General features: G+C 50.9%; 15 protein-coding genes. 2 read left to right on the top strand and 13 right to left on the bottom strand.

Features of this window, described 5'->3' with window-relative positions; translation table 11 throughout:
• Positions 1 to 211: 211 nt before the first annotated feature.
• Complete coding sequence (gbdR, locus tag BMY09_RS01095; protein ID WP_091352796.1) at positions 212 to 1,339, bottom strand: choline metabolism transcriptional regulator GbdR; 1,128 nt, start codon at positions 1,337 to 1,339, stop codon at positions 212 to 214.
• 607 nt (positions 1,340 to 1,946) lie between these two features.
• Between gbdR and fdhA the strand changes: the two genes are divergently transcribed.
• Positions 1,947 to 3,146 (top strand): formaldehyde dehydrogenase, glutathione-independent, encoded by a 1,200-nt coding sequence (gene fdhA / locus BMY09_RS01090; protein WP_091352794.1) that lies wholly within the window; start codon positions 1,947 to 1,949, stop codon positions 3,144 to 3,146.
• A 69-nt stretch (positions 3,147 to 3,215) separates the two neighbouring features.
• Here the strand turns inward: fdhA and BMY09_RS01085 are convergent, their stop codons facing one another.
• The 3 genes from BMY09_RS01085 to BMY09_RS01075 form a co-directional block, all read right to left on the bottom strand.
• Positions 3,216 to 3,980, bottom strand: coding sequence for a 3'-5' exonuclease (locus BMY09_RS01085; protein ID WP_245756474.1), 765 nt, complete (start codon positions 3,978 to 3,980; stop codon positions 3,216 to 3,218).
• A 12-nt stretch (positions 3,981 to 3,992) separates the two neighbouring features.
• A complete protein-coding gene (locus tag BMY09_RS01080) occupies positions 3,993 to 5,870 on the bottom strand; it encodes a putative nucleotidyltransferase substrate binding domain-containing protein (protein ID WP_091352792.1) in 1,878 nt (625 codons plus the stop codon).
• Between the two features lie 107 nt (positions 5,871 to 5,977).
• Positions 5,978 to 7,105: an FAD-binding oxidoreductase gene (locus BMY09_RS01075; protein ID WP_091352790.1), complete on the bottom strand. Its 1,128-nt coding sequence runs from the start codon at positions 7,103 to 7,105 to the stop codon at positions 5,978 to 5,980.
• Positions 7,106 to 7,459: 354 nt separating this feature from the next.
• Here BMY09_RS01075 and BMY09_RS01070 point away from each other — a divergent pair, with 354 nt between their 5' ends.
• A complete protein-coding gene (locus tag BMY09_RS01070) occupies positions 7,460 to 8,734 on the top strand; it encodes an aromatic ring-hydroxylating oxygenase subunit alpha (RefSeq protein WP_091352788.1) in 1,275 nt (424 codons plus the stop codon).
• A 342-nt stretch (positions 8,735 to 9,076) separates the two neighbouring features.
• Here the strand turns inward: BMY09_RS01070 and BMY09_RS01065 are convergent, their stop codons facing one another.
• From BMY09_RS01065 to BMY09_RS01025, 9 genes are all read right to left on the bottom strand, one after another.
• Positions 9,077 to 9,319 (bottom strand): hypothetical protein, encoded by a 243-nt coding sequence (locus BMY09_RS01065; protein ID WP_091352786.1) that lies wholly within the window; start codon positions 9,317 to 9,319, stop codon positions 9,077 to 9,079.
• 134 nt (positions 9,320 to 9,453) lie between these two features.
• Positions 9,454 to 11,028, bottom strand: a complete 1,575-nt coding sequence (locus tag BMY09_RS01060) for a BCCT family transporter (RefSeq protein ID WP_091352784.1) — start codon at positions 11,026 to 11,028, stop codon at positions 9,454 to 9,456.
• 720 nt (positions 11,029 to 11,748) lie between these two features.
• Entirely contained in the window at positions 11,749 to 12,567 is an 819-nt protein-coding gene (etfB, locus tag BMY09_RS01055; RefSeq protein ID WP_091353858.1) for an electron transfer flavoprotein subunit beta, read from the bottom strand.
• Positions 12,557 to 13,822, bottom strand: a complete 1,266-nt coding sequence (gene etfA, locus BMY09_RS01050) for an electron transfer flavoprotein subunit alpha (RefSeq protein ID WP_091352781.1) — start codon at positions 13,820 to 13,822, stop codon at positions 12,557 to 12,559. The genes etfB and etfA overlap by 11 nt, the downstream gene beginning before the upstream one ends.
• Positions 13,822 to 15,786, bottom strand: coding sequence for a (Fe-S)-binding protein (locus BMY09_RS01045; RefSeq protein ID WP_091352779.1), 1,965 nt, complete (start codon positions 15,784 to 15,786; stop codon positions 13,822 to 13,824). Before BMY09_RS01045 ends, etfA begins: the two co-directional genes overlap by 1 nt.
• A gap of 256 nt (positions 15,787 to 16,042) precedes the next feature.
• The gene (gene dgcA / locus BMY09_RS01040) at positions 16,043 to 18,106 is read right to left on the bottom strand and encodes a dimethylglycine demethylation protein DgcA (RefSeq protein WP_091352775.1); all 2,064 of its coding nucleotides are present in this window, start codon (positions 18,104 to 18,106) and stop codon (positions 16,043 to 16,045) included.
• A gap of 99 nt (positions 18,107 to 18,205) precedes the next feature.
• Complete coding sequence (locus BMY09_RS01035; protein ID WP_091352772.1) at positions 18,206 to 18,736, bottom strand: 4-vinyl reductase; 531 nt, start codon at positions 18,734 to 18,736, stop codon at positions 18,206 to 18,208.
• Positions 18,737 to 18,804: 68 nt separating this feature from the next.
• Entirely contained in the window at positions 18,805 to 19,782 is a 978-nt protein-coding gene (locus tag BMY09_RS01030; protein ID WP_091352768.1) for a dipeptidase, read from the bottom strand.
• Between the two features lie 438 nt (positions 19,783 to 20,220).
• Positions 20,221 to 22,542: a M48 family metallopeptidase gene (locus BMY09_RS01025; protein ID WP_091352765.1), complete on the bottom strand. Its 2,322-nt coding sequence runs from the start codon at positions 22,540 to 22,542 to the stop codon at positions 20,221 to 20,223.
• Between the last annotated feature and the right edge of the window lie 402 nt (positions 22,543 to 22,944).

The raw sequence follows: 22,944 nt of genomic DNA, 5'->3' as shown, positions 1-22,944 counted from the left end.
ACCGCTCGGGAGTCAGATGACCAGGATCATCACCTGTCACGGGTGACCGGTTAAAAGGATGGTATAGCAACCCACTTCTGAAGATGCAAATATTCAGCAATCAGCCTCAGACGCACAGCCACTGCTAAAACATACGGTAAGGTATAGGGGTAGAGTTAGACGCAGCCAGATAGGATTCAGAGAACCCCCATCTGGCTGCAGCAAGACTATTTCAGATAGCTACAGAACCAAAACTGGGCTCAGCCTGCGCCGAATGTAACACCGCAACAGACCGCTTCATACTGGCGAAGAAACCGCTCTCTTCAATTGGCTCTTCGACCTCGACACCGCTCTGCTGCTGAGAAACCGGAGTCACCCCTTTTCGTTCATCTCTCGGGGAGATGCCGATATGTTTGCGATAGCAACGGCTGAAATGGGGGGTCGAGACAAACCCACATGCGGTGGAGATCTCTACAATCGCCATACTGGACTGTTTTAACAACTGTCTCGCCCGGTCCAGCCGCAGTTTCAGATAATAACGGGACGGCGAGCAGTTGAGATATTTAAGAAACATCCGTTCCAGCTGGCGCCGCGATACATCAACGAACGCTGCCAGCTCATCCAGCCCTATCGGCTCCTCCAGGTTGTTCTCCATCAGCTCAATGACATCCACCAGTTTCGGCTTGCTGTCGCCGCAATTATGTAACTGACGCAGGGGGACACGCTGCTGGTCGAACTCACTGCGAATACGGTCGCAGATAAACATGTCCGACACTGCCATCGACAGTTTCGGACCATGCTGCAGAGTCACCATATGCAGGAACATATCCATCGGAGAAACGCCGCCGGATGAGGTCATACGGTTTCTGTCTATGGTGAACAAACGGTTATTACAGTTTACCTTTGGATAGTGCTCCTGCAGGGAGGCCATGCACTCCCAGTGAGTGCTGCAGTCATAACCATCCAGCAAGCCTGCATGGGCAAGCAGATAAGCACCGGTACAGATGCCACCCAGTGTCACTCCTCGACGCCCCATTAACTGTAACCAGCTAACCTGCTTGTGGGTAAAACTGCGGGTGATATCAACGCCTCCACAAACGATCAGCAGATCGAGCTCAGGCATATCCGCGATGGAAAAATCGGGTGTGAAACTCAAGCCATCACTGGCGCTCACCTGTCCGCCGCTTTCGGACACCATATGCCAGCTATAAAGCTCATGACCGGAAAGCTGGTTTGCCATCCGCAGAGGCTCGATGGCTGACGCCAGCGCGATCATAGTGAAGTTATTCAGCAATAAGAAACCCACACGGGTAACTTTTTGGTAATCCTTGATCGGTTCCAAAGCTGTGGACGTAGTCATAGTCGTGCCCCCTTATTTAACGCGTAATAGAAGATGCAAAGAGCCTAGCAACGTCGCACCGATGCTACTCACGTTAGTTTTCTTATTTTCCAGGACAATTAAGAATGGCCGAAGAACTCACAGAACTGTGATTTCGCCTGCCCCTTTTGTCGTTTTTTTACTCAGCTTTTTACTGTATGTTTTATCTTCTTGCTGAACGACTCGATCAATATTATTTGATTTAGATCAAACCAAGAATACCTGAAAACGACCTGACTTCAGTTTCACATACCCCTGAGCGACATCAGCCAACGCATTAATTGATCAACATCAATGTACATAAGAGCTGTCAACACACAGTTTCACCGTCAAAAACTGCGTTTCACTGAGATTTTTCTGTTTCACATGTCGGTTCTGATCAATTCCTGCGCGGTGGCAGGCAGTCGAAGCCTGCAATCAGCGCCTATGATGTCCTGACATCTGCCAGCCTTAATGACGGCAGAGGAGTAGAAACACAATATTGGATCCAAAATTTAATTATTTAATATCTAATATTGTAATTATTGCGTTATTGTATCCAATACATCTATTTCAGGTGTACCAATACAAAAATAACAGGAGTATTACCATGTGTAGCAACCATGCCAACCGTGGTGTTGTCTATAAAGGCCCGGGTGAAGTCGCAGTTGAGTCAATCGCCTTCCCAGAACTCTCTCTGGGTAAACGTAAGTGCAATCACGGTGTCATCCTGCGGGTGCTGACCACCAATATCTGTGGTTCCGACCAGCATATGGTGCGTGGACGGACCACCGCGCAGGCCGGTCTGGTACTGGGCCACGAAATCACCGGTCAGATTATCGAGTGCGGTAATGATGTCGAATTCCTTAAACCGGGTGATATCGTGTCAGTGCCTTTCAATATCGCGTGCGGCCGCTGCCGCAACTGTAAAGAGGGTAACACCGGAATCTGCCTCAACGTCAACCCCGCCCGCCCGGGTGCCGCTTACGGTTACGTCGATATGGGTGGCTGGGTAGGAGGACAAGCAGAGTATGTCATGGTGCCTTATGCTGACTTCAACCTGCTGAAATTCCCCGATTCCGATCAGGCGATGGAGAAGATCCGTGACCTGACACTCCTGTCTGACATCTTCCCAACCGGCTTCCACGGTTGTGTGACGGCTGGCGTTGGCCCTGGTTCAACTGTATATATTGCTGGCGCAGGTCCTGTGGGTCTGGCAGCGGCAGTATCCGCCCAGCTGTTAGGGGCAGCCTGCGTCATCGTTGGCGACATGATTGAGGATCGCCTGGAGCAGGCGCGCAGCTTTGGTTGTGAAACTCTCGATCTGCGTCAGGAAGGCGAGATGGCCGATAAGCTGGAAGCGATTCTGGGTGAGCGTGAAGTCGATGCATTCGTCGATTGCGTTGGCTTTGAAGCCCATGCCTGTGGTTGCAACCACGGCAAAGAAGCTCCGGCGACGGTACTCAACTCTGCCATGCAGATGACCCGTGCCGGCGGTGCTATCGGTATTCCAGGTCTGTATGTCACAGAAGATCCGGGCGCTATCGATGACGCGGCTAAACATGGCGCTCTGAGTATGCGCTTTGGCCTGGGCTGGGCGAAGTCCCACTCCTTCCACACCGGCCAGTGCCCGGTTATGAAATACCACCGTGCACTGATGCAGGCTATTCTGTTTGACAAAGTTGATATCGCTAAAGCGGTCAACGTACAGATGATCTCCCTGGATCAGGCGCCGGATGGCTATGCTGATTTTGATGGTGGTGCAGCGAAGAAATTCGTTATCGACCCCCACGGTTCAGTAGCCGCTTAAGATCTCAGCGGTTATAGCAAAAAAAAACCACCGGACACACCGGTGGTTTTTTTTGCCTGTTGCCATCCGTCAGATCCAGAGATCACTGATCGGTACAGAGGGACTATAACGGTGCTGAATCTGCGCCTGTAATAACTCTGCGGTGGCAATGGCATCAGTCAGCGCATGGTGCTGTCCATAATGTGGCAAGCTATACCGTAGTCGACTGTCCCCCAGGCGGATCGACTCCTGTTTTGCCCCTAACAGACGTTTAATCTGGCTGCAGATACCGCGCCGATAGAGCTGCGCTTCCAGCTCCATAGTATCGACCATTGGAAAGAGGATCCCCTCCCCCAACCGCTTTTTCACCGCTGTGTAAAAAAACTCCCGCTCAATATAACGGTAATGCACGACAACAATTTTACCGGCAACGGCAGCCAGCACCTGTTCCAGAATATGAATAAGGTCGGGGGCATCATCCAGCTGCGAATGGGTAATACCATGAAAAGGAACAGATGTTTCTGTTAATCCCTGATTGGGCTTTAATAACCAGTAACGACTCTCGCGCAGACGGATGCGGTTCAGATCAAAAGGAACCAGACCGATGCTGATGATCTCATCCTGCTCAGCACTCAGCCCTGTGGTTTCAAAATCCAGCGCCACGAAAGAGACCTGATCCAGCGGCGTTTCGGCAGCAACAACTCCCTGCTGATAAAACCAGCGAAGTCGCTCATCATCGACAGTATCCACCCTGTCCCGATAAACTGCGGCCCAGTTCTCCCCCTCCTCCGCAGTGATCTTGGAGTGGCCACCTTCCCTGACGCCGGGGGGGATACGAGCACTTTTATTGGTCACAATAGTCACTCTCTATCTGCCAGAAAATGGGTAGCGGAATTTCAGGAATCGCTGACTATTACTGAGCACCTGAAATGCCTCTTTCAGATTACGACGATCAAAGTCGGTCAGCTTCTCTGGTTTTACGTTATTGGAAGGTTCCCGTCCGGCCTCAATATCAGCCGCCTGATGACGAATCCTGACCATCGAAATGAACTCCAGCGCATCTCTCAGGTCGGCAGCTTTGCCTGGTGGCAGAATATCAGCATCCACCACATCATCCAGCCGCTCGAAAGAGTTTTGTACTCTGGAACCAACTGCCAGTGCATGTACCCGGATCAGGTCGGCAAGCGGGGCGGTACCCCGGCGTTTAAGGTTAATAGAGTTACGGTGCTGACCATCCTGCTCCATAACAAAATTCTTAAAGAACCCTAACGGCGGTGTCCTGTTCAGGGCGTTACGCGCCAGACTGGCAAGAAACTTTGGTGACCGCTGAGCCCGTAGAGAGATAAAGGTATTCAGCTGCGAGGCCCACTCAGTTTTCCCCCAGACGCCATCAAGATCAAAAAATATTGAACAGTTGAGCAATGCTTCCGGCAACGGATTATCCATCCAGTCAGCAAACGTCGATTCCCACTGCTGCCGGGTTTTGCGCCATTCAGGATTGGTCGCCATAATCTTTCCGGTGCAATAGGTATAACCGCATCTATTCAGACCATCACTGACAAAGGTCGCCAGCTGTTTGAAATACTCACCATGAATTTCCGGCCGATAGCCATTATCAAGAATCAGGGCATTATCCTGATCAGTCACCACCAGTTGCTCGTCCCGGGCCATTGAGCCCAGCGCCAGGAAACAGTATGGCAAAGGGGGTGGTCCCAGCTTCTCCTCTGCCAGCTCCAGCAAGCGTTGCTTAAACGTTCTGCCTATCACCGACATCGCACTGCCAATCATATGGGAGTTAGCATCTTCACTGACCATACGCACAAAACACGCGCTGATCTGTGGCTGTAACTTGGCCAGTTCCTCAACGCTGGGTTGACGCATGATATTACTGACCATATAGAGACTGCTTTGCGACTCATAACGAACAATATCAGAGGTTGCCAGCACCCCAACAGGCTTATCATCATGTAGCACCGGCAGATGATGAAGGTTATAGCGCAGCATGGTCAGCATCGCTTCAAAGGCATAAGCATCATCATCCAGAGTAACCGGATCCTGGGTCATCACCTGGGTCACCGGGGATTCCAGATCAAGACCGGTAGCGACCACCCGGGTGCGCAGATCACGATCAGTGATAATACCCGCCAATGTGTACTCTGCCGATCCATCATCCCCCCGCTGCGGCTGCATAATCAGCAGCGAAGATACCCCCTCCTCGGTCATCTTCTGTGCTGCCTGGCGAATCGTGGTAGAGGTATCTAACCAGACCGGCGTCCGGCTGATCAGTGCGGTCACTTTAGACACCATCAGATCACTGCTTTCCTGTTTGCTGGATACCGCCTGGCGCAAACGGTTATCGTCCATCTCAACAAAATAGGCAAATGAGTCAAACCGTTCACACAGAGAGCTGAACAGCGTTTCGGGGATAAAGTAGATCAGCGAGTCCTCTATCGTTCGGGCGGGCAATCTGACTCGCTGACTCATCAGCAGACTCAGCTGGCCAAACAGCTCTCCCTCACTCAATCGGTTATACAGATCCCCATTGCGACGATAGATCTCAACCGCACCGCTGCGGATAACACACAGATCATGGATCTCATCGCCAAACTGAAACACATCGCTATCAGCCCTAAAATAGCTGATCTCAACCTGACAGGCGATCTCATCGATCACCGGTTCAGGCAACGCATTGAAGGGCGGGTACTGTTTCAGAAAACCTGCAATCTCTATCTGTTCTGCCTGCATCGTATCGTCCGGCTAATATTGAGTTAACAACTGACTGTACTCAAAGCGACTGCTTTAAGCGAAAAAAATCGCCCGCAGGCGATTTTTTAATGTTTCCTGAACAGCCGTCAAAAATCGATCACAACATCTGTTGTTGCTGTGGTGCAGCAGGAAAGCACATATCCATTAGCCACATCGTCGTCGGTTATACCGCCGTTATGCTCCATGACGGTTTCCCCCTCTTTAACCAGCACTTTACAGGTACCGCAGATCCCCATACCACAGGCTTTTGGAATCAGCAGATCGAGTTTAGCCGCGGCAGTATGCAGGGTATCACCAGGAGCGATATGAATACTCATCCCTTTACTGGCAAACTCAACCCGTATCATATCCTCCTGCGTCAGCGCCTCCGCTTCTTCCTGAGCGATCTCGGCATTTTCAAAGGCTTCCTCTTCAATCTCTACCGGAGTCGCACCAAATGACTCTTCATGATAATGGCTCATATCAAAGCCGTTATCCTGAAGCAGCTTTTTAATGGCATTCATATAAGGCGTCGGACCACAGCAGAACACTTCACGCTCAAGAAAATCTGGCGCGATCAGTTCCAGCTTGGCCTGATCCAGGTAACCACGATAACCGTGCCAGGCCTGACCATTTTCAATCTTTTCACAGATCAGATGCAGGCCGAAATTACTGACTCGTGATGCCATATGATCCAGCTCTCGCTGAAAGATAATATCTTTAGGCGTGCGGGCACTGTGAACAAAAGCAATATCAACATCGGCATTGGTATCAAACCACCAGCGCGCCATCGACATCATGGGAGTGATGCCGACACCACCGGATAACAGCAACACTTTTCTGGCGGGGAAATCGATACAGTTGAACAGCCCTACCGGACCATGCACCGCCAGTTCATCGCCCTCTTTGAGGTTCTCATGCAACCAGCTTGAGACCTGTCCATTAGGGTCTTTTTTCACCGTAATGGAGAAACTATAAGGCACCGATGGTGAGCTGGAGATAGTGTAGGAGCGCATCACCATCTGCCCTTCGATCTCTAACTCAAGGGTGACAAATTGTCCTGGTTTAAAAAAGTACATCACCGGCTGTTCAGACATAAAACAGAAGGTACACACATCCCAGGTTTCATGGATCACTTTGACACAACGGACATTGTGACGACCATTGACCCAGGTCTGGGTATTGACCGGGATGAAGCTATCGGAGCCAACGGTGGCAGGGATGGTATTTGTCATAGCGTATCTCTCATCTGTGCACAGCTATAAATCGGTTCAGTCATCAGGCTGAAAGCTTGTCCCAACATCGGGTTATACAAACTTCAGCCCATCAATCATACTCAATGAGTGCATTGTCTGCCCAGCAGGTTTTGAAATATTAACTACAAACGACATTTATTTGCTTATTGCGACCATCCCAATAGATATGGGCATTACAGGTCGATTTATGTACTTATTCCTGTCGTTAATGGTCAATCCTGTAAATACACCTTGGAGGAGGATTAGCTCGTTCTATATCACTATTCAGATCGGGGTTATTCCTGATCGACTATAATAAACAGCACAGCAGTGCATTGAAGGAAGATCGAACTGATGAACCAAAATGATCTATTAAACACCACCTGCGCGACTATCCATGATGCGCGCCAGGAAATGGCGACAATGCTTGAGGCCCGTCCGGCGAATTACTCCCTGCCTCAACCACTGTATAACGATCCACTGATGTTCCGGATCGATGTTGAGGAAGTATTCCAGAAAGAGTGGCTGTTTGTGGGTATGACCAGTGAGATTCCGGCTAAGGGCGATTATTTCACGGTTGAGATCGCACAAAACCCAGTGCTGGTAGTGCGCGATGCGGATGGCAGTGTCAATGCTTTTCATAACACCTGCCGTCATCGTGGTTCACGTGTGTGCACTGAACATCGCGGTAAAGTGGCGAATCTGGTTTGCCCATACCATCAGTGGACCTATGACCTGAAGGGCAACCTGCTGTTCGCGGGCACCGAGATGGGTGAAAGCTTTGAACTGAAAGAACACGGCCTGAAAAAAGCGTTCTGCAAAACCGCCGGTGGATTTATCTTTGTCTGCCTGGGTAAAGAGGAACCTGAAGGCGACTTTGACCAGTTCCTTAGCACACTGGATGAATATATGGAGCCCTACGATGTTGAAAACACCAAACTGGCGGTGGAATCCAACATGTATGAGCAGGCTAACTGGAAACTGGTTATCGAAAATAACCGTGAGTGCTACCACTGCGTTGGTAACCATCCAGAACTGCTGAACACGCTGCTAGAGTGGGACGACACCAACGATCCACGCGCATCTCAGGAATTTAAAGATTACTGTAAAGACCAGGCCGCACAGTGGGATGCCGAAGGCATCCCTCACGAGCATCGCAGTTTCGGTCCAGGCCTGCGCAACCGTATCGTCCGTATGCCACTGAAAAAGGGCACCAAGGTCATGACGATTGATGGAGAAACCGGCTGTAAGAAAATGCTGGGGCGGATTAAGAATCCACAGCTGGGCTCAATGCGCATCCTGCACCTGCCTAACTCCTGGAACCACATGCAGTCTGACCATTTTATCGTCTTCCGGGTGCTGCCAATCTCTGCACAGGAATCTATCGTAACAACCAAATGGTTTGTTCACAAAGATGCAGTTGAAGGTGTGGATTACGATCCAGAGCGCCTGCGTCAGGTCTGGGATGCCACCAACGATCAGGATCGTATTCTGGGTGAAGAAAACCAGCGCGGTATTAACTCTGTCGGCTATCAGCCAGGCCCTTACTCAGAAACTTTTGAGTTCGGTATTGTTAACTTTCTGGAATGGTACAGCGACACCGTACAGAAGAACCTGAAGGCAAAATAAGCGTCTCTCATATACGCAAAAAAGGCTGATGTGTCATAACATCAGCCTTTTTTATTTGTATACAGCTCGATTTTTTACGACAGTCTTTGCTGCCACTTACCTCAACATCACTCTGGCAGCAGCTACTTACTTTCAATATCCGCCCCCTGAAAACCGGTTAAACACATCCAGTCTGCTGACCGCCATCGCTCTCATTAACGTAAACCATTACCGTAAACGACACAGCCACCAACCGCTTTTGCGACACCAGGTCAGCAGGGCACAAAAAAGCCGATAAATAGCTTATCGGCTTGATACACTATCGTTTTCAGATCAGCCATTTTCAGACCAGCCAGCAATCGCCTATAAAGCATCGGCCAACACAGCTAAAGCATCCTGCACCTCGGGCAACATCACCGGTATCTGTTTCTGCAACAGAGCAACAGACTCAGCGAACTGAGCACGTCCCAGCTCATCCTGAGTGGACAACCAGTGCAATGCAGCCTTACTACACTCCCATGGAGAAAGCCCTTGCTCAAGCGGCACACCTGCGCCTTTCAGATACTCATAGAAATCATCCTGATCAATCAGGTCAGTAATCATCATATTGACGTTCTCGCACTATTTTTCCTGAATCACACTTACGCCGCATTTAAACAGAGAAAGCTAAACAGTCTGAATTAAACAAAAAAAGCTGGCACCAGGCCAGCTTTTTCCTAAACGATGAATCTCAGACTGGCTTATACCTCTGTCTTCAATCCCTTGTAGATACTGATACACATCAACAACAGGATAACAGTAAATGGCAAGCCGGTGGTTATCGCGCCAGCCTGTAATGCTTTAAGTGCTTCGGATCCACCACCATACAGCAGAACACCCGCAATCAGCCCTTCCAATACCGCCCAGAAGATACGCTGTGGCACCGGTGCATCAACCTTACCACCTGCGGTAATTGAATCAATTACCAGCGAACCGGAATCGGATGAAGTGACAAAGAAAACCAGCACCAGAAGAATTGCCAGAGCGGAAGTAATCTGAGCCATTGGTAAGTTTTCCAGCATCTGGAACATCGCCAGCGACACATCACCCAGACCATTTGCCAGTGCACCTGTACCACTCTGAACCTGATCCAGCGCCTGAGCACCAAATGCCGCCATCCAGACCGCTGAAACCACTGTAGGAATCAGCAGGACTGCGATCATAAACTCACGCACTGTGCGACCTTTTGACACCCGCGCAATAAACATACCGACAAAAGGAGACCAGGATACCCACCAGGCCCAGTAGAACACTGTCCAGCCGCTGTAGAATTTCTCATCTTCACGGCCAATCCAGTTACTCAGCGGCAGAATTTCAGTTGTATAACTGCTGACGGTCAGCCACAGGTTACTGAAAAAGCCTGACAGCGAACCAGCAACGATCACAAACAGAAGCAGCAGTGCAGCAAGCCCCATATTGATATTACTGAGTATCTTTACACCACCATCAAGTCCGCGGACAACGGAGAAAATCGCGATTGATGTCACGACGACAATAACCGCAATCTGGGTAGAGATCGTATTATCCACACCGAACAGGAAGTTCAGCCCTGCTGAAGCCTGAGAAGCCCCCAAACCGAGGGACGTTGCCAGACCGAAGATAGTTGCCAACACTGCAACAATATCAATAACATGACCGATTGGGCCCCATACCCGCTCACCCAGTAGTGGATAAAAAGCAGAACGAATTGTCAGTGGCAGACCTTTATTGTAAGTAAAGAATCCCAGCGCCAGCGCTACGACACCATAAATGGCCCATGGGTGTAGTCCCCAGTGAAACATGGTGGCGCCCATCGCTGCAGCTTCACCGGCAGGGGTTTTGGCTTCCGCGTTCAGAGGTGTTCCCCACCAGTCGGTGTAATAAGCCACCGGCTCTGCCACACTCCAGAACATCAGACCAATACCCATACCCGCAGCAAACAGCATTGAGAACCACGACATGCGGCTAAACTCCGGTTTGGCTGCAGCTCCACCCAGGCGAACCTTACCCACCGGCAGAACAATCATCAGCAGACAGAACAACACAAAAACGTTGCCGCCAATCATAAACAGCCAGTCGAAAGTTTCAATCGACCAGGTTCGCGCGCCCTCAAGTATCGCTTTTGCGTCTGCCGGGAAGATCAGAGTCAGTGTGATAAAAGCCAGAATGGCCACTGCACTGGTGGTAAAAACAGGGTTATGGATATCCATCCCCAACACCTGAATATTATCCTGCCCAGCTTTATAGTCCGAGGTATATTCCTCAGACTTAGGGCGGAAGTGAACTTCTTCATTCATAGAACTACTCCAGTTTCTTTTTATATATCTATCAAGCCTGCACGCAGACCCCCAAGAATCGCCAGAGCCTATGGCGATATGATCTGCAACTTTTCTGACAGTTCCTGCATCAACTCTTAACTGCTGTAGCCAGCAACGACTTCCGGTTAATTATTAAACAGGTCGCTTCGATTCTACGACCAAAGGCTAGTCAACAGCTGACTTATAACGACACAAAGAATCACAAAATGACCGTTCTCGACAGATAGCTTTTAACGCAGAAAAGAGGAGAAAAACAACAAAGCAGATATAAAAGGCAGACCATAATGGCTGGTTTAGGACATATATAATCCGGCATGAAACAAACATTAAAAGCCCGGAGTCCCAGACTCCATGCCAGATTAAATCCTATCTGCAGCAACATCGGAGTTAGTCTAACAAAACAGAGGGCAAACCGCTAACGGACCCAAATCGGACCAGGGCAAAAAAAAACCACTCCGAAGCCGTGAACCTTCGGAGTGGTCAACAATTGCCTGGTGAATCGGATTAGAGATTCAGTTTTCGGGTCAGGCTGTTTCTGATAGAAACTAAGTGCAAGAAGCAGGATCAATAGTACAGAACAAAAATCACATGATACCCACAGTAAACGGCACTTTATTTACAATTAACGACAATTCATAGCATTATTACCAACTGTCGCTATTTTAAATAAAACAGGATTCTGACCCGATCCGCCAAACCTTAGCGAAGAACCCCCTCCTCTTTGAGCAGATCAAAGATCGCCTGCGCCTGCTCAGCTGCAGACTCATTCTTCATCACTTTACCACCATCACCCTGGGATTTTGCAGTCGCCGCCTTAAAGCGCTCTGCAGCCGTTTTAGCTTTGACAACTTTCAGACGCTTAGGCCGTTTACGGGCCGCCGCCTCTTCCCAGGCCTGACGTACGTCATCAACGGAAGCGCTGACCACTTCGATATCCATCAGTGCGCGACTGGCGGGGCCGAAGGCGCTCTGCCTGGCCTCAGGGGCAGCAGAATCAACACTGGCGATGAAGGGTAGCTTGACCATTACAGAACGTCTCTGACCCCGTGGCAATGCCTGTAATACCTCAGCCACACCACCTTTCACAGAAACGATATCCGCCACCCGTGGCACTATCGGCCAGCCGAGTTTTTCCGCCAGTTGATAGGGTACCATTCCGGAGGACTCACCACTCTCGGCGCGTACACCGGTCAGTACAATATCGGCACCGCACTGTTGCAGATGCTGCCCTAGCGGCAAAATGGCATCGGCGGCCGGATCAAGCTGTAATACCCGTACCGATTTTAGCCCCATCCCCGCATAGCTTCTCAGGTTCGGCTCGCCGGGATCACCTGCGTGCAGTACCACCAGACTTTCGCCTGAGTGGTTATCACCGGTCAGTTTAAGGCCCAGCTCGACAGCGCGACTGTCCTGATCTGCCCGACGCATACGGCCAGACTGAGGATGTTTCCCCACCGACACCAGCGATACTATTTTCAGTTTATTCGCCGCATCGACGTTGAATTGATTAGGCTGCATCGCGATCACCTCCGGCAGATTGCTGGGCACGGAAATCTTCTGCCAGCTTTATCAGTTCACCCAGTATTGCTTCACTATCACCAATCACACTGAGCGCGGCACGCTTAACCATATCGCAGCCCGCATCAGTATTGATCGCGATCACCTTGTCACACTGCCCAATCCCCTGCATATGCTGAATCGCACCGGAGATCCCCACCGCCAGATAAACCCGGGCAGTCACCCAGGTACCCGTGGCACCAACCTGACGGAAGCGCGGCATAAAGCCATCATCCACCGCGACCCGGCTGGCACCCTCGGTGGCACCCAGCACAGCAGCCGCTGAGTGGAACTGATCCCAGTTATGGATACCGTTACCCGCAGAGAGAATAAACTCTGCCTCAGCCAGCGAGATCGCATTCGGATCAACGGCTACCTGTCCCCGATCCTGCAGCTGAGCAATTACAGCAGGCACCGAATCCAGTTCCACCGGTAGTGCTTCGTGACGGGTTTCATCGATCGGATCGGCACACTCCTCTGCCAGCATCAACAGACGCGGTGTACTGCGGGTGATATCCGTAGTCCCTCCCGCACCCCGACAAACTGTGGAGTCACTATCGACCAGCCAGGCTTGTACCGCCGGACGCTCGCCAATACGCGCTGCCAGACGGGAGCCCAGATCAGAACCACCATTGACACTGTCGGGAAATAACCAGAATTGTGGCTTATAAGCAGACTCGACCTGCACCAGCGCTGCCAACCGCTGTTCGGGACGGTAGCCTTCATAGCACTCATCCTCCAGCAGCAACAGGCGGTCAACACCGGCCGTGTCAAAATGTTCCTCTTTACTCTGACCAAAGCAAACGGCCAGCACCGCGCCGTTACCTTCAGCTCCGGTAATCAGTTTATGCGCCTGACCAATGACATCTTTATCGTGAGCGGTCAGACGACCACCCACCATATCCGGTACCACCACAACATAGAAGTCGGGGTTTTCCACCTGGTGCAACGGCAGCTGAATATCCTGTGCAGCACTGCTGCGGCGGCCTTTTCCGGCACCCGCTGCATTGCCTTTTAAGCGATCGATACGCTTAATACCATTGGGACCAATAAAGCCAACCTTATGGGGGTTTTTACGCAGCAACCCTGTCGGCCCGCGCACCTCACCCATATCAGCACTGACAACAGAGCCATGCAGAGGGTGTAAACGGTTACGGGCGATCCACTCAGCACGGGGATCCCGGCGCAACAGATCCTGTGAATTATGAGCGCTCATCAGTGCACCTCCTCAGCCAGTCGATCCTGACGTGAATTTTCAGCCGATGGATCGACAAGCTGATCCATCAGAATCTCGGCAATATCTTTCACCTCAGGGCGGGGCTCAACAACACCCTCGAGCATCGCAGTACACTGCTGGCAGCCAACAGCTACCAGCTCAGCACCGGTGCTGCTGGCATCTTCCATCCGCATATCCGCGATACGGCGTTCGCCCGGAATATCGGTAATCGGAGCCCCCCCTCCGCCACCGCAGCAGCGGGAACGGAAGCCGGAACGTTCCATCTCAGCGATCTCGATACCCATGGAGCGCAACAGCTCACGGGGCGCTTCATATTCACCATTATAACGTCCCAGGTAGCACGGGTCGTGATAGGTTACTTTTGCGCCACTAAAGTTATTCAGTTTCAGACGGCCCAGTTGAACCAGCTGATTCAGGAAGGTTGTATGGTGCAGCACCTCCACTCCATCCAGGGCATCTGAACCAAAGTCACTGTATTCATTTCGCAGACAGTGATACGCATGGGGATCGGTGGTAACGATCTTACTGAATGTATACTGTGACAATACCTCAAGATTACGCTTCGCCAGACTCTGGAAAGTGGCATCATCACCCAGACGACGGGCAACATCACCACTGTCCAGCTCTTCATCACCCAATACCGCAAAGTCAACATTAGCCGCTTTCAGCAGTTTGACGAAAGCGCGCAGGATGCGCTGGCTACGCATATCAAACGCACCATCAGAAACCCAGAACAATACCTCGGCTTGTTTCACATCGCGCATCAACGGCAGGTTCTGATCCGCAGCCCAGTTAGTACGACTGGCCGGCGCATAACCGTTAGGATTATCGGTGGCGATAATGTTATCCAGTACCTCTGCACCCTTGTTAGGCGTTTTACCTCTTTCCATAGTCAGGTAGCGGCGCATATCGACGATGGCGTCCACATGCTCGATCATCATCGGACACTCTTCGACGCAGGCACGACAGGTGGTACAGGACCAGAGGGTTTCAGGATCGATCAGGCCATCGGTAATAATATGATCAGGACCGCCCTTGGCATTACCGACCTCTTTACCCGGGTAAGGGCTACCGGCATAGTTAGCATCCGTTCCGCCGGCAAGACCCACCACCATATCCTGAATCAGTTTCTTTGGATTCAGAGGCTGACCGGCCGCAAATGCAGGGCACATCGCTTCACACTTACCACACTGAACGCAGGCATCAAATCCCAGCAGCTGGTTCCATTTAAAGTCGGTTGGCTTCGCCACGCCCAGCACACCACCAATCTCTTTAGCCAGAGTCAGATCAACCGGCTTCAGGCCGGTCGAACGACCGCCACCAAAGCGCTCCTGACGGCGATGGAACGCCAGATGCAGCGCGCCAGCAAAGGCGTGCTTCATCGGACCACCCCAGGTCATCCCGAAGAACAGCTCACCCATACCCCAGATAATCAGCGCAGTCAGTATCACGGTCAACAGCACGCCGCCACTACCGTCAGGCAGTACACCGGCAGCCGGCAGTGTCAGCACAAAGAATGCGCCAGCAAACGCCAGCAAACTTTTGGGCAAACGCATCCACGGACCTTTTGAGATCCGGCTGGGGGGATGTAGGCGACGCTTAAATACAAACAGCGCGCCGACAAACATCAGAGCCAGTGCTGCCAGCAGCGCCCAGGCCAGAATCTGGTTGTCGAAGCCCAGCAGATGAACCAGGATGATTAATAATGCGGAGAGCACAAAACCACCGCCAGTCGCAGCGTGGGTTTTGGACATATATTTGTCGCGCTCGACGATATCATGCAGGTCATGCAGATAACGTCCGGGCATCGCCATGAGACCCGCGATCAGATTGATCCGATCCGGTTTACCGGCACGCCACAGATTCACCCGGCGCACAGCACCGATCACCGCCAGCACCAACGCTGTCGCAATCAGTAAAGGATGTAACCACTCAAAACTCATAGGGTACCCCAACAAAAAACAGCTATCGGGCTGTTACGTCAGCCCTGTTATTCTTACCAGCCCGGTATCACCGTGCTTAATATTTCTCAGGTGTTGCACTGACCAAACACGTTATAAGCGCATGCAGGGAGCAGCCAGGGCCAGGCGAAAACAATACGCCTCGATTAGCCCGAAGAGCGCCCGTAACTGCTGCCGGAGGAGCGAAACAGCGATACTCCCCGGCAACATTTACACTCCCCTGCCAAGCGCAGTCGCGTTACAGGTCCTTGCAGAGACGCAACGCGTCGTACATAGCCGCATGTACATTACGCTGAGATACACAGTCACCCAGACGCCACAGAATCATGCCATCACCAGACTCACTCAGGACTGGCTGCGGTTTGATATCAAACAACGCCTCGTTGTCGATCTGACCGTTGTTACGTGACTCAGCTTTCAGTGCGTAATACAGCTCCTCATTAGGACGGGTGCCGTTTTCAACAACCACCTGATCCACTACCCGCTCTTCACGCTGACCGGTGTACTCGTTTTCCAGCACTGCTACCAGACTGTCACCTTCGCGATAGACTTTTTCCAGCAGGAAGTCAGAGGTCATAATCACCTCTTTCTCATACAGAGAGCGGTAATAGGTTGGGAAGGTTGTGCCGCCGATCCCCACACCGGGCTTGATATCGTCGGTGACGATCTCAACCAGCGAGCCTTTCGCTGCCAGATAATCCGCTGCTGATAACCCTGAGAATTCACAGATGGTGTCATAGATCAGCACGTTTTTACCCGGCTCAACCTTACCGCTGAGGATATCCCAGCTAGAAACCACCAGACCCTCTTCAGCACCCCATTCAGGGTTCTGATCGATAAACGGACGTCCGCCGGTAGCGATCACACAAACATCAGGCTTCAGCTCGCGCACTAACTCCTCGTTAGCTTCAGTGCCCAGACGAATATCAACACCCAGACGCTCCAGCTCCATGACCAGCCAACGGGTAATACCAGCAATCTGATCACGCTGTGGCGCTTTCGCTGCCAGGGTAATCTGACCACCCAGCTCGTCAGCTTTTTCAACCAGCACAACATTATGGCCGCGTTCAGCTGCCACACGTGCCGCTTCCAGACCACCAGGGCCACCACCAATAACTACGACTTTACGCACCTGACCGGTGGTTTTCTCGATAATATGCGGCAGTCCCATATACTCGCGGGAGGTCGCGGCATTCTGGATACAAAGCACGTCCAGACCCTGATACTGACGATCGATACAGTAGTTCGCGCCAACGCACTGACGGATCTGATCCACCTGATCATTTTTAATTTTGGCAATAATATGCGGATCAGCAATATGTGCCCGGGTCATGCCGACAAAATCGACATAGCCGGCTTCAATAATACGCTTAGCCTGATTCGGGTCCTTGATGTTCTGAGCATGAATAACCGGAACAGAAACAACCTCTTTAATACCCGCCGCCAGATGCAGGAATGGCTCCGGTGGATAACTCATATTCGGGATAACGTTTGCCAGAGTGTTGTGAGTATCACAACCGGAACCAACTACGCCGAAGAAATCCAGCTCGCCGGTGGCATCATAGTAAGCGGCGATCTGCTTCATATCGTCATGATTCAAACCGTCCGGGTGGAACTCATCACCGGTAATCCGCATACCGACAACAAAGTCACGCCCTACTTCAGCACGGACTGCTTTCAGTACTTCCATACCGAAACGCATACGGTTTTCGAAGGTTCCGCCCCACTTATCGGTGCGCTTATTCACCCGGGGAGACCAGAACTGATCAATCAGGTGTTGGTGTACTGCAGACAGTTCAACGCCGTCCAGACCACCCTCTTTCGCCCGACGTGCAGCCTGAGCGAAATCACCGATAACGCGCCAGATCTCTTCCTCTTCAATCACTTTACAGGTGGCACGATGCACAGGCTCACGAATACCGGACGGAGACATCAGGTTCGGCCAGTTTTCACCATCCCAGCGGGAGCGACGTCCCATATGGGTGATCTGAATCATGATCTTGCCGCCGTGCTTATGCACCGCATCGGCCAGATTCTGGAAGTGTGGAATAATCCGGTCGGTGGACAGATTTACAGAACTCCACCAGCTTTGTGGACTGTCGATGGAAACTACACTGGAACCACCACAAATACAGAGGCCACAGCCACCCTTGGCTTTTTCCTCATAGTATTTTACATAGCGATCAGTAGTCATACCGCCATCGGTGGCATACACCTCGGCGTGAGCGGTACTGACAACACGGTTACGAATTGTCAGATTGTTAATCTTTAGTGGCTCAAACAGAACATCAAACTGGGACATGATATCTCACCCCGATATATTTTAAGTGGGAGTGGCTGCTTAAAGCTCTTATCCTTTTAGCAACCATCTCTGCCGGTATTAAATTTATTATTTAACTTTTTACAGTGGAGTTACTTCAAAGTAACCGACGTCACAGCCGTCCTCTGCAGCACACTGTGTCTGGACCGCTTTGGTCCGTACCGAATAGCCAAGGCTCTCAGCTATCTGATCCAGGGCACCCGCAAACCAGCCGGTAAACATGTAATCAACTTTGCGGTTAACTTTGCCGTACTGGTAAACAAAAGCTGAATTTTCCAGCCGTACCTTAGCAGTGCCCGCTTCGATATCCAGCTCTTCAGTAATGAAGAAACCCCAGCCGCGCTGAGACAGACGCTTCATATAGTGATCCCAGACATCTTTCCCGGAGATCCCATGCTCAGCAGCTTCCTTTTCACACCAGTAATGAGCAGATTTATAACCTGCCTTGTAGAGAATATCGGCATAACGCTCTGCTCCAATCTCCTCTTCAATCCCCATGTGGTTATTGACAAAGAAATGGCGCGGAACATACAGCATCGGCAGCGCGTCAGTTGTCCATACTCCGGTTTCATCATCTACTTCAATTGGCATTTCTGGCGCATGTACACCCATCGTCTCTACCTCAAAATTCTTTATGTTTTGTACTAAAAATTATATTTACTTTGTAAAGCGTAGTAGCTTTAAGAACCCCAGACATCCTTCAACAATGTCATCCAGTTCTCACCCATAATCTTGCGCACCTGGGTTTCAGAGAAACCATCCTTCAGCAGCGCTTCGGTCAGATTCGGGAACTCACCCACTGTACGAATACCCTTTGGATTGATGATCTCGCCAAAACGGGTCAGACGACGGGCATAGCCTTTGTCGTGTGTAAGGTACTCAAAGAAGTCATGGCCATGACCCTGAGTGAAATCGGTACCGATGCCGATGGCATCTTCACCAACGATGTTATAGATGTAACGGATCGCTTCGACGTAGTCTTCGATAGTGGCATTCACCCCCGCTTTGAGGAATGGCGTAAACATAGTAACGCCAACAAAGCCGCCTTTATCGGCGATATATTTCAGCTCTTCGTCGCTACGGTTACGCGGATGCTCTTTCAAACCGGATGGCAGACAGTGGGAGTAACAAACACGCTGCTTAGACTCATCAATCACCTCTTTCGCGGTGTTCGGGCCAACGTGAGACAGATCACATAGCAGACCATGCTTATTCATCTCAGCAACAATCTCACGACCAAAACCCGATAAACCGCCATCGCGCTCGTAGCAACCGGTACCCACCAGGTTCTGAGTGTTGTAACACATCTGCACAATGCCCACGCCCAGGTCTTTAAAGACCTTAACGTAGCCGATCTGATCTTCAAACGGATTGGCATTCTGGAAACCCATCATGACGCCAGTCTTACCTTCACGCTTGGCGCGTCTGATATCTTCCGTGGTGCGCACTTTGACCAGCAGATCACTGCTCTCTTCGATCAGTTCATTCATCTCAACGATATTACGAACCGTTCCTTCAAAGTTCTCCCAGAAAGCCACGGTGCAGTTAGCGGCAGTCAGGCCACCTTTCGCCATATCTTCAAACAGGGCGCGCTCCCATTTGGCGCAGATCAGACCATCAATAACGATGGCATCATTGTGCAGATCAGCTGCATTCATTGTTGGTATCCTTCTGAATCAGAGTTTAGCAGCACCCGGTGAACCCACAGGCCTGCAGGCAAAAAGATCCACATCAGACCTTTTCATCATTAAAGCCAGTGTAGTTATTCAGAAAAATGAAACGGGGCTGGAAACGACTTACACACTACTAAAAGCGACGATGGGTGGTGATTTTGTTCTGTAATCGACCTCCCAACTGAGAAAGGAAAGTAAGGGGCTATCGATGCTAAACCCGCTATAAACATGCTCCGGAAGGCTCCACCACGTCAGTAGATAGCGCTTCAACTGAAAATACAGACGCACTTCTCAAACAAGATACTGGCAATCACGAAACAGGTAAAACAGAGACTCCAAACAGTATACGGGTCAAAGAGGGGCATCATCTTACTGATGATGACGCTCCCCCTTATTATCTTCTGGCTCCTTTTTGATGGAGAGTTACAACCCAAAAAAACCACTATAAAGCGTGCCCGCTACGATGGCGAAAGCGATAATAAAACGCAGTGTCGAGGGAACCATTCCATGAGCCAGTTGAAAGCGGTTCCATAGATCGAGTTTCTGTTGCAACTCATGCTCGTCACCCGGCAGTAAAACCGGGTATTCAGCCGGACAACTGCCGGCATGCGGCGCGACCTCAAGAGCCTTGTTTTGCAACAGATGCTGAGCAATTTTCTCTTCACTTGCAACCAACTCTTCAAGTGTCGCAGACTTGATTTCACTGAAGGTATACAGCAGATTGTTCATCAGTGTCGAAGCCGCTTCACACCATTCGACCCAGTTCTTTTTGTTAACGTCGGCGATATCAAACTCAGGAAATCGCTCTGACCAGTTTTCAAAGCCCGTTGCTTCCACGATTGGCTCTGGCAGCACAATTTTTGCCGCAACAGCGGAGATTTGCCGCATCTCATTCTGTACAGCGTTGCACACTTTAAGTATACGCCGCTTCTCAAAATGACCCACTTTGCCATCGGCGGTGATCACTTCCCAGGTGTTAACCAGGAGTGCGATCTCATTTTCAATGTTGGCATGCAGGTGTTCGCTACAATGAAGCAATCGAATCAGGGACTGCAAATAGTTTTCCCACCCCTGTCCACACTCTCTGGCACCCTGCAGATGAGCAGCACGACAGCGGGCATCATGTACCTTTAAATGTTCCGCTACCGCTGCCCGCTCGGCATGAACCTGCTGCAGCGCAACGGGAATATCGTTTTTCTTCAGCTCATTACCCCGATGACGGATAACGCCGCCGGAGGGTTTAAGTTGTCCGGACGCTAGCCCTTTCAGGGTATAACTTTCCAGATCCAGACTCCTCGCCAGGTCCAGCTGCTGTGCCAGCGATTCAGGGTAGAGTGATGCAATTGACTCAGCTGCAGAGCCCTTCAAATCAGCTGCATGCAGCATCTCATCGATACTAGCGAAATGACGCACCGGGCTACGACTCAGGTAGGTACCCCTATATTTGGATGCAAAGGAACGCTTGCTAAAGCGGTCAACAACGGCATCTTCAGCAGCAATCGGCTCCATTTCCGCAATTTTCTCTGCATTATAAAAATTCAGGCTAACTTTCTGACGCAGCCCGGCCGGATCAGAAAAGACCTGCCAGGAAGATCGCCGATCAATATTCGCAGCGATATAGATATGCTTTGCGTTGTCTTCACGATCCCTGTTCGCCGGGTGTGTCGACCACATTTGCGGTGGCCGGGCCATATCCTCAGAAAACACCCGGTGTTGACTGACATCATCGCCATCCGGCTGTGGCACTACGCCATAGCTCGCGTCATTGAGCACCTCACCAATAACACTCACCGCTTTTTTCTGGGCACTGAACAGATCGCTGATAAACTTGCCTTTACCAGCCTCAACATTGGCAACACCAAGAGTTGTCTGCCAGGCATTATCGGCGGACTGCAACTTATGTAAAGCATTGACCAGGGCATCACTGCCGGTGACTGAGACGGCGACCAGATCAGCGTTAAACTCCATCTCCCGGCTCAATGCCCGTTCAGCAATAATCACCAGCCGGAACAAGGTATCCATCAGTGAACGGATCGACCATATCACTAACCCCAGGATCCAGCCTACCCAGGCGATACGCAGATCAATACGTGAGATAAACCGTACGACAGAGTCAAGCCAGTCACGGGTAGACACCATATGGGCGATAATTTGCTGCGCGATATATACCCAGCGGCCCACCATCATCGAGCCTTGCGCAAAGTGACCAAACTCATGCGCCAGCACCGCCTTAAGCTCACCCAGATTGAGCACGTTGACCAGACCTAAACCGATAATCAGATTCTTCTTCGAAGGGAAGATCATATTGATCAGTGACAGATCATAGAACACAGCGGCATTGACATCCGGCGTGATAAAAACCCGGTGAGGTCTCGGGGCCCCTATCTCATCGGCGAGGGTATGCAAAAAGTCGAAAAGTTTCGGCTCTTCCTGGGCGGTGACCTCTATACCATCAATACGGTCAGACTTTCGCACTGAGAATAAAGACTTGATCATGAACAGGCTCAGCAGAGATGCGATGCCGGCAAACAGCAGATTAAACAGATCCGAATGACCTGCCTGAATTTTTACAATGTTGCTATAGGCAATCCAGCCAAAACATGCGGCTAACGCCAGATAAAACAGCATAAAGACCGTGAGCCCAACCATGGCTAACCAGGCCTGGCGTTTATAGCTGGCGGTTGCGCGGGTCAGATCTTCAGGTATATTACCTGGACTGGATGGATAGAGCGATAAATCAGACATGTTACGTCTCCCTGTTAGTCGTGTTCGTCCTTGCTAATCAAAACGGATAACATTCAAAACCGTTATCCAGCGTTATTCTGTTTCTCACATTTATCAATTATCGGTTCAGGCGATTACAACCTGCCGTCTGACATATCATCTGTCATCCAGGCGCAACAGCTCCCTGCCCCATACAATACAGGGAGGAGAGGACAACAATGACTGCGCCAGATTACAGAAGCCCCAGTGGCAGGAAGACTATGAGTAAAAACCTCACCGCAGCCAGAGATAGCCGGGAGAGCAGACAGCATCCTTGTCCACGATCAGTACAGCCTGTGGCAGCAGGCATATCCCTAAACCTTGAATATAAAGCATTTTAACTGGATTCAGAGTTATAATTGATAACCCCGGCGGCTGCAAGTT

The sequence above is a fragment of the Amphritea atlantica genome, assembly GCF_900111095.1.
GTDB lineage: Bacteria > Pseudomonadota > Gammaproteobacteria > Pseudomonadales > Balneatricaceae > Amphritea > Amphritea atlantica.
Note: the sequence above shows the minus strand (reverse complement) of the source record. Positions and strands in the feature narration are given on the sequence as shown.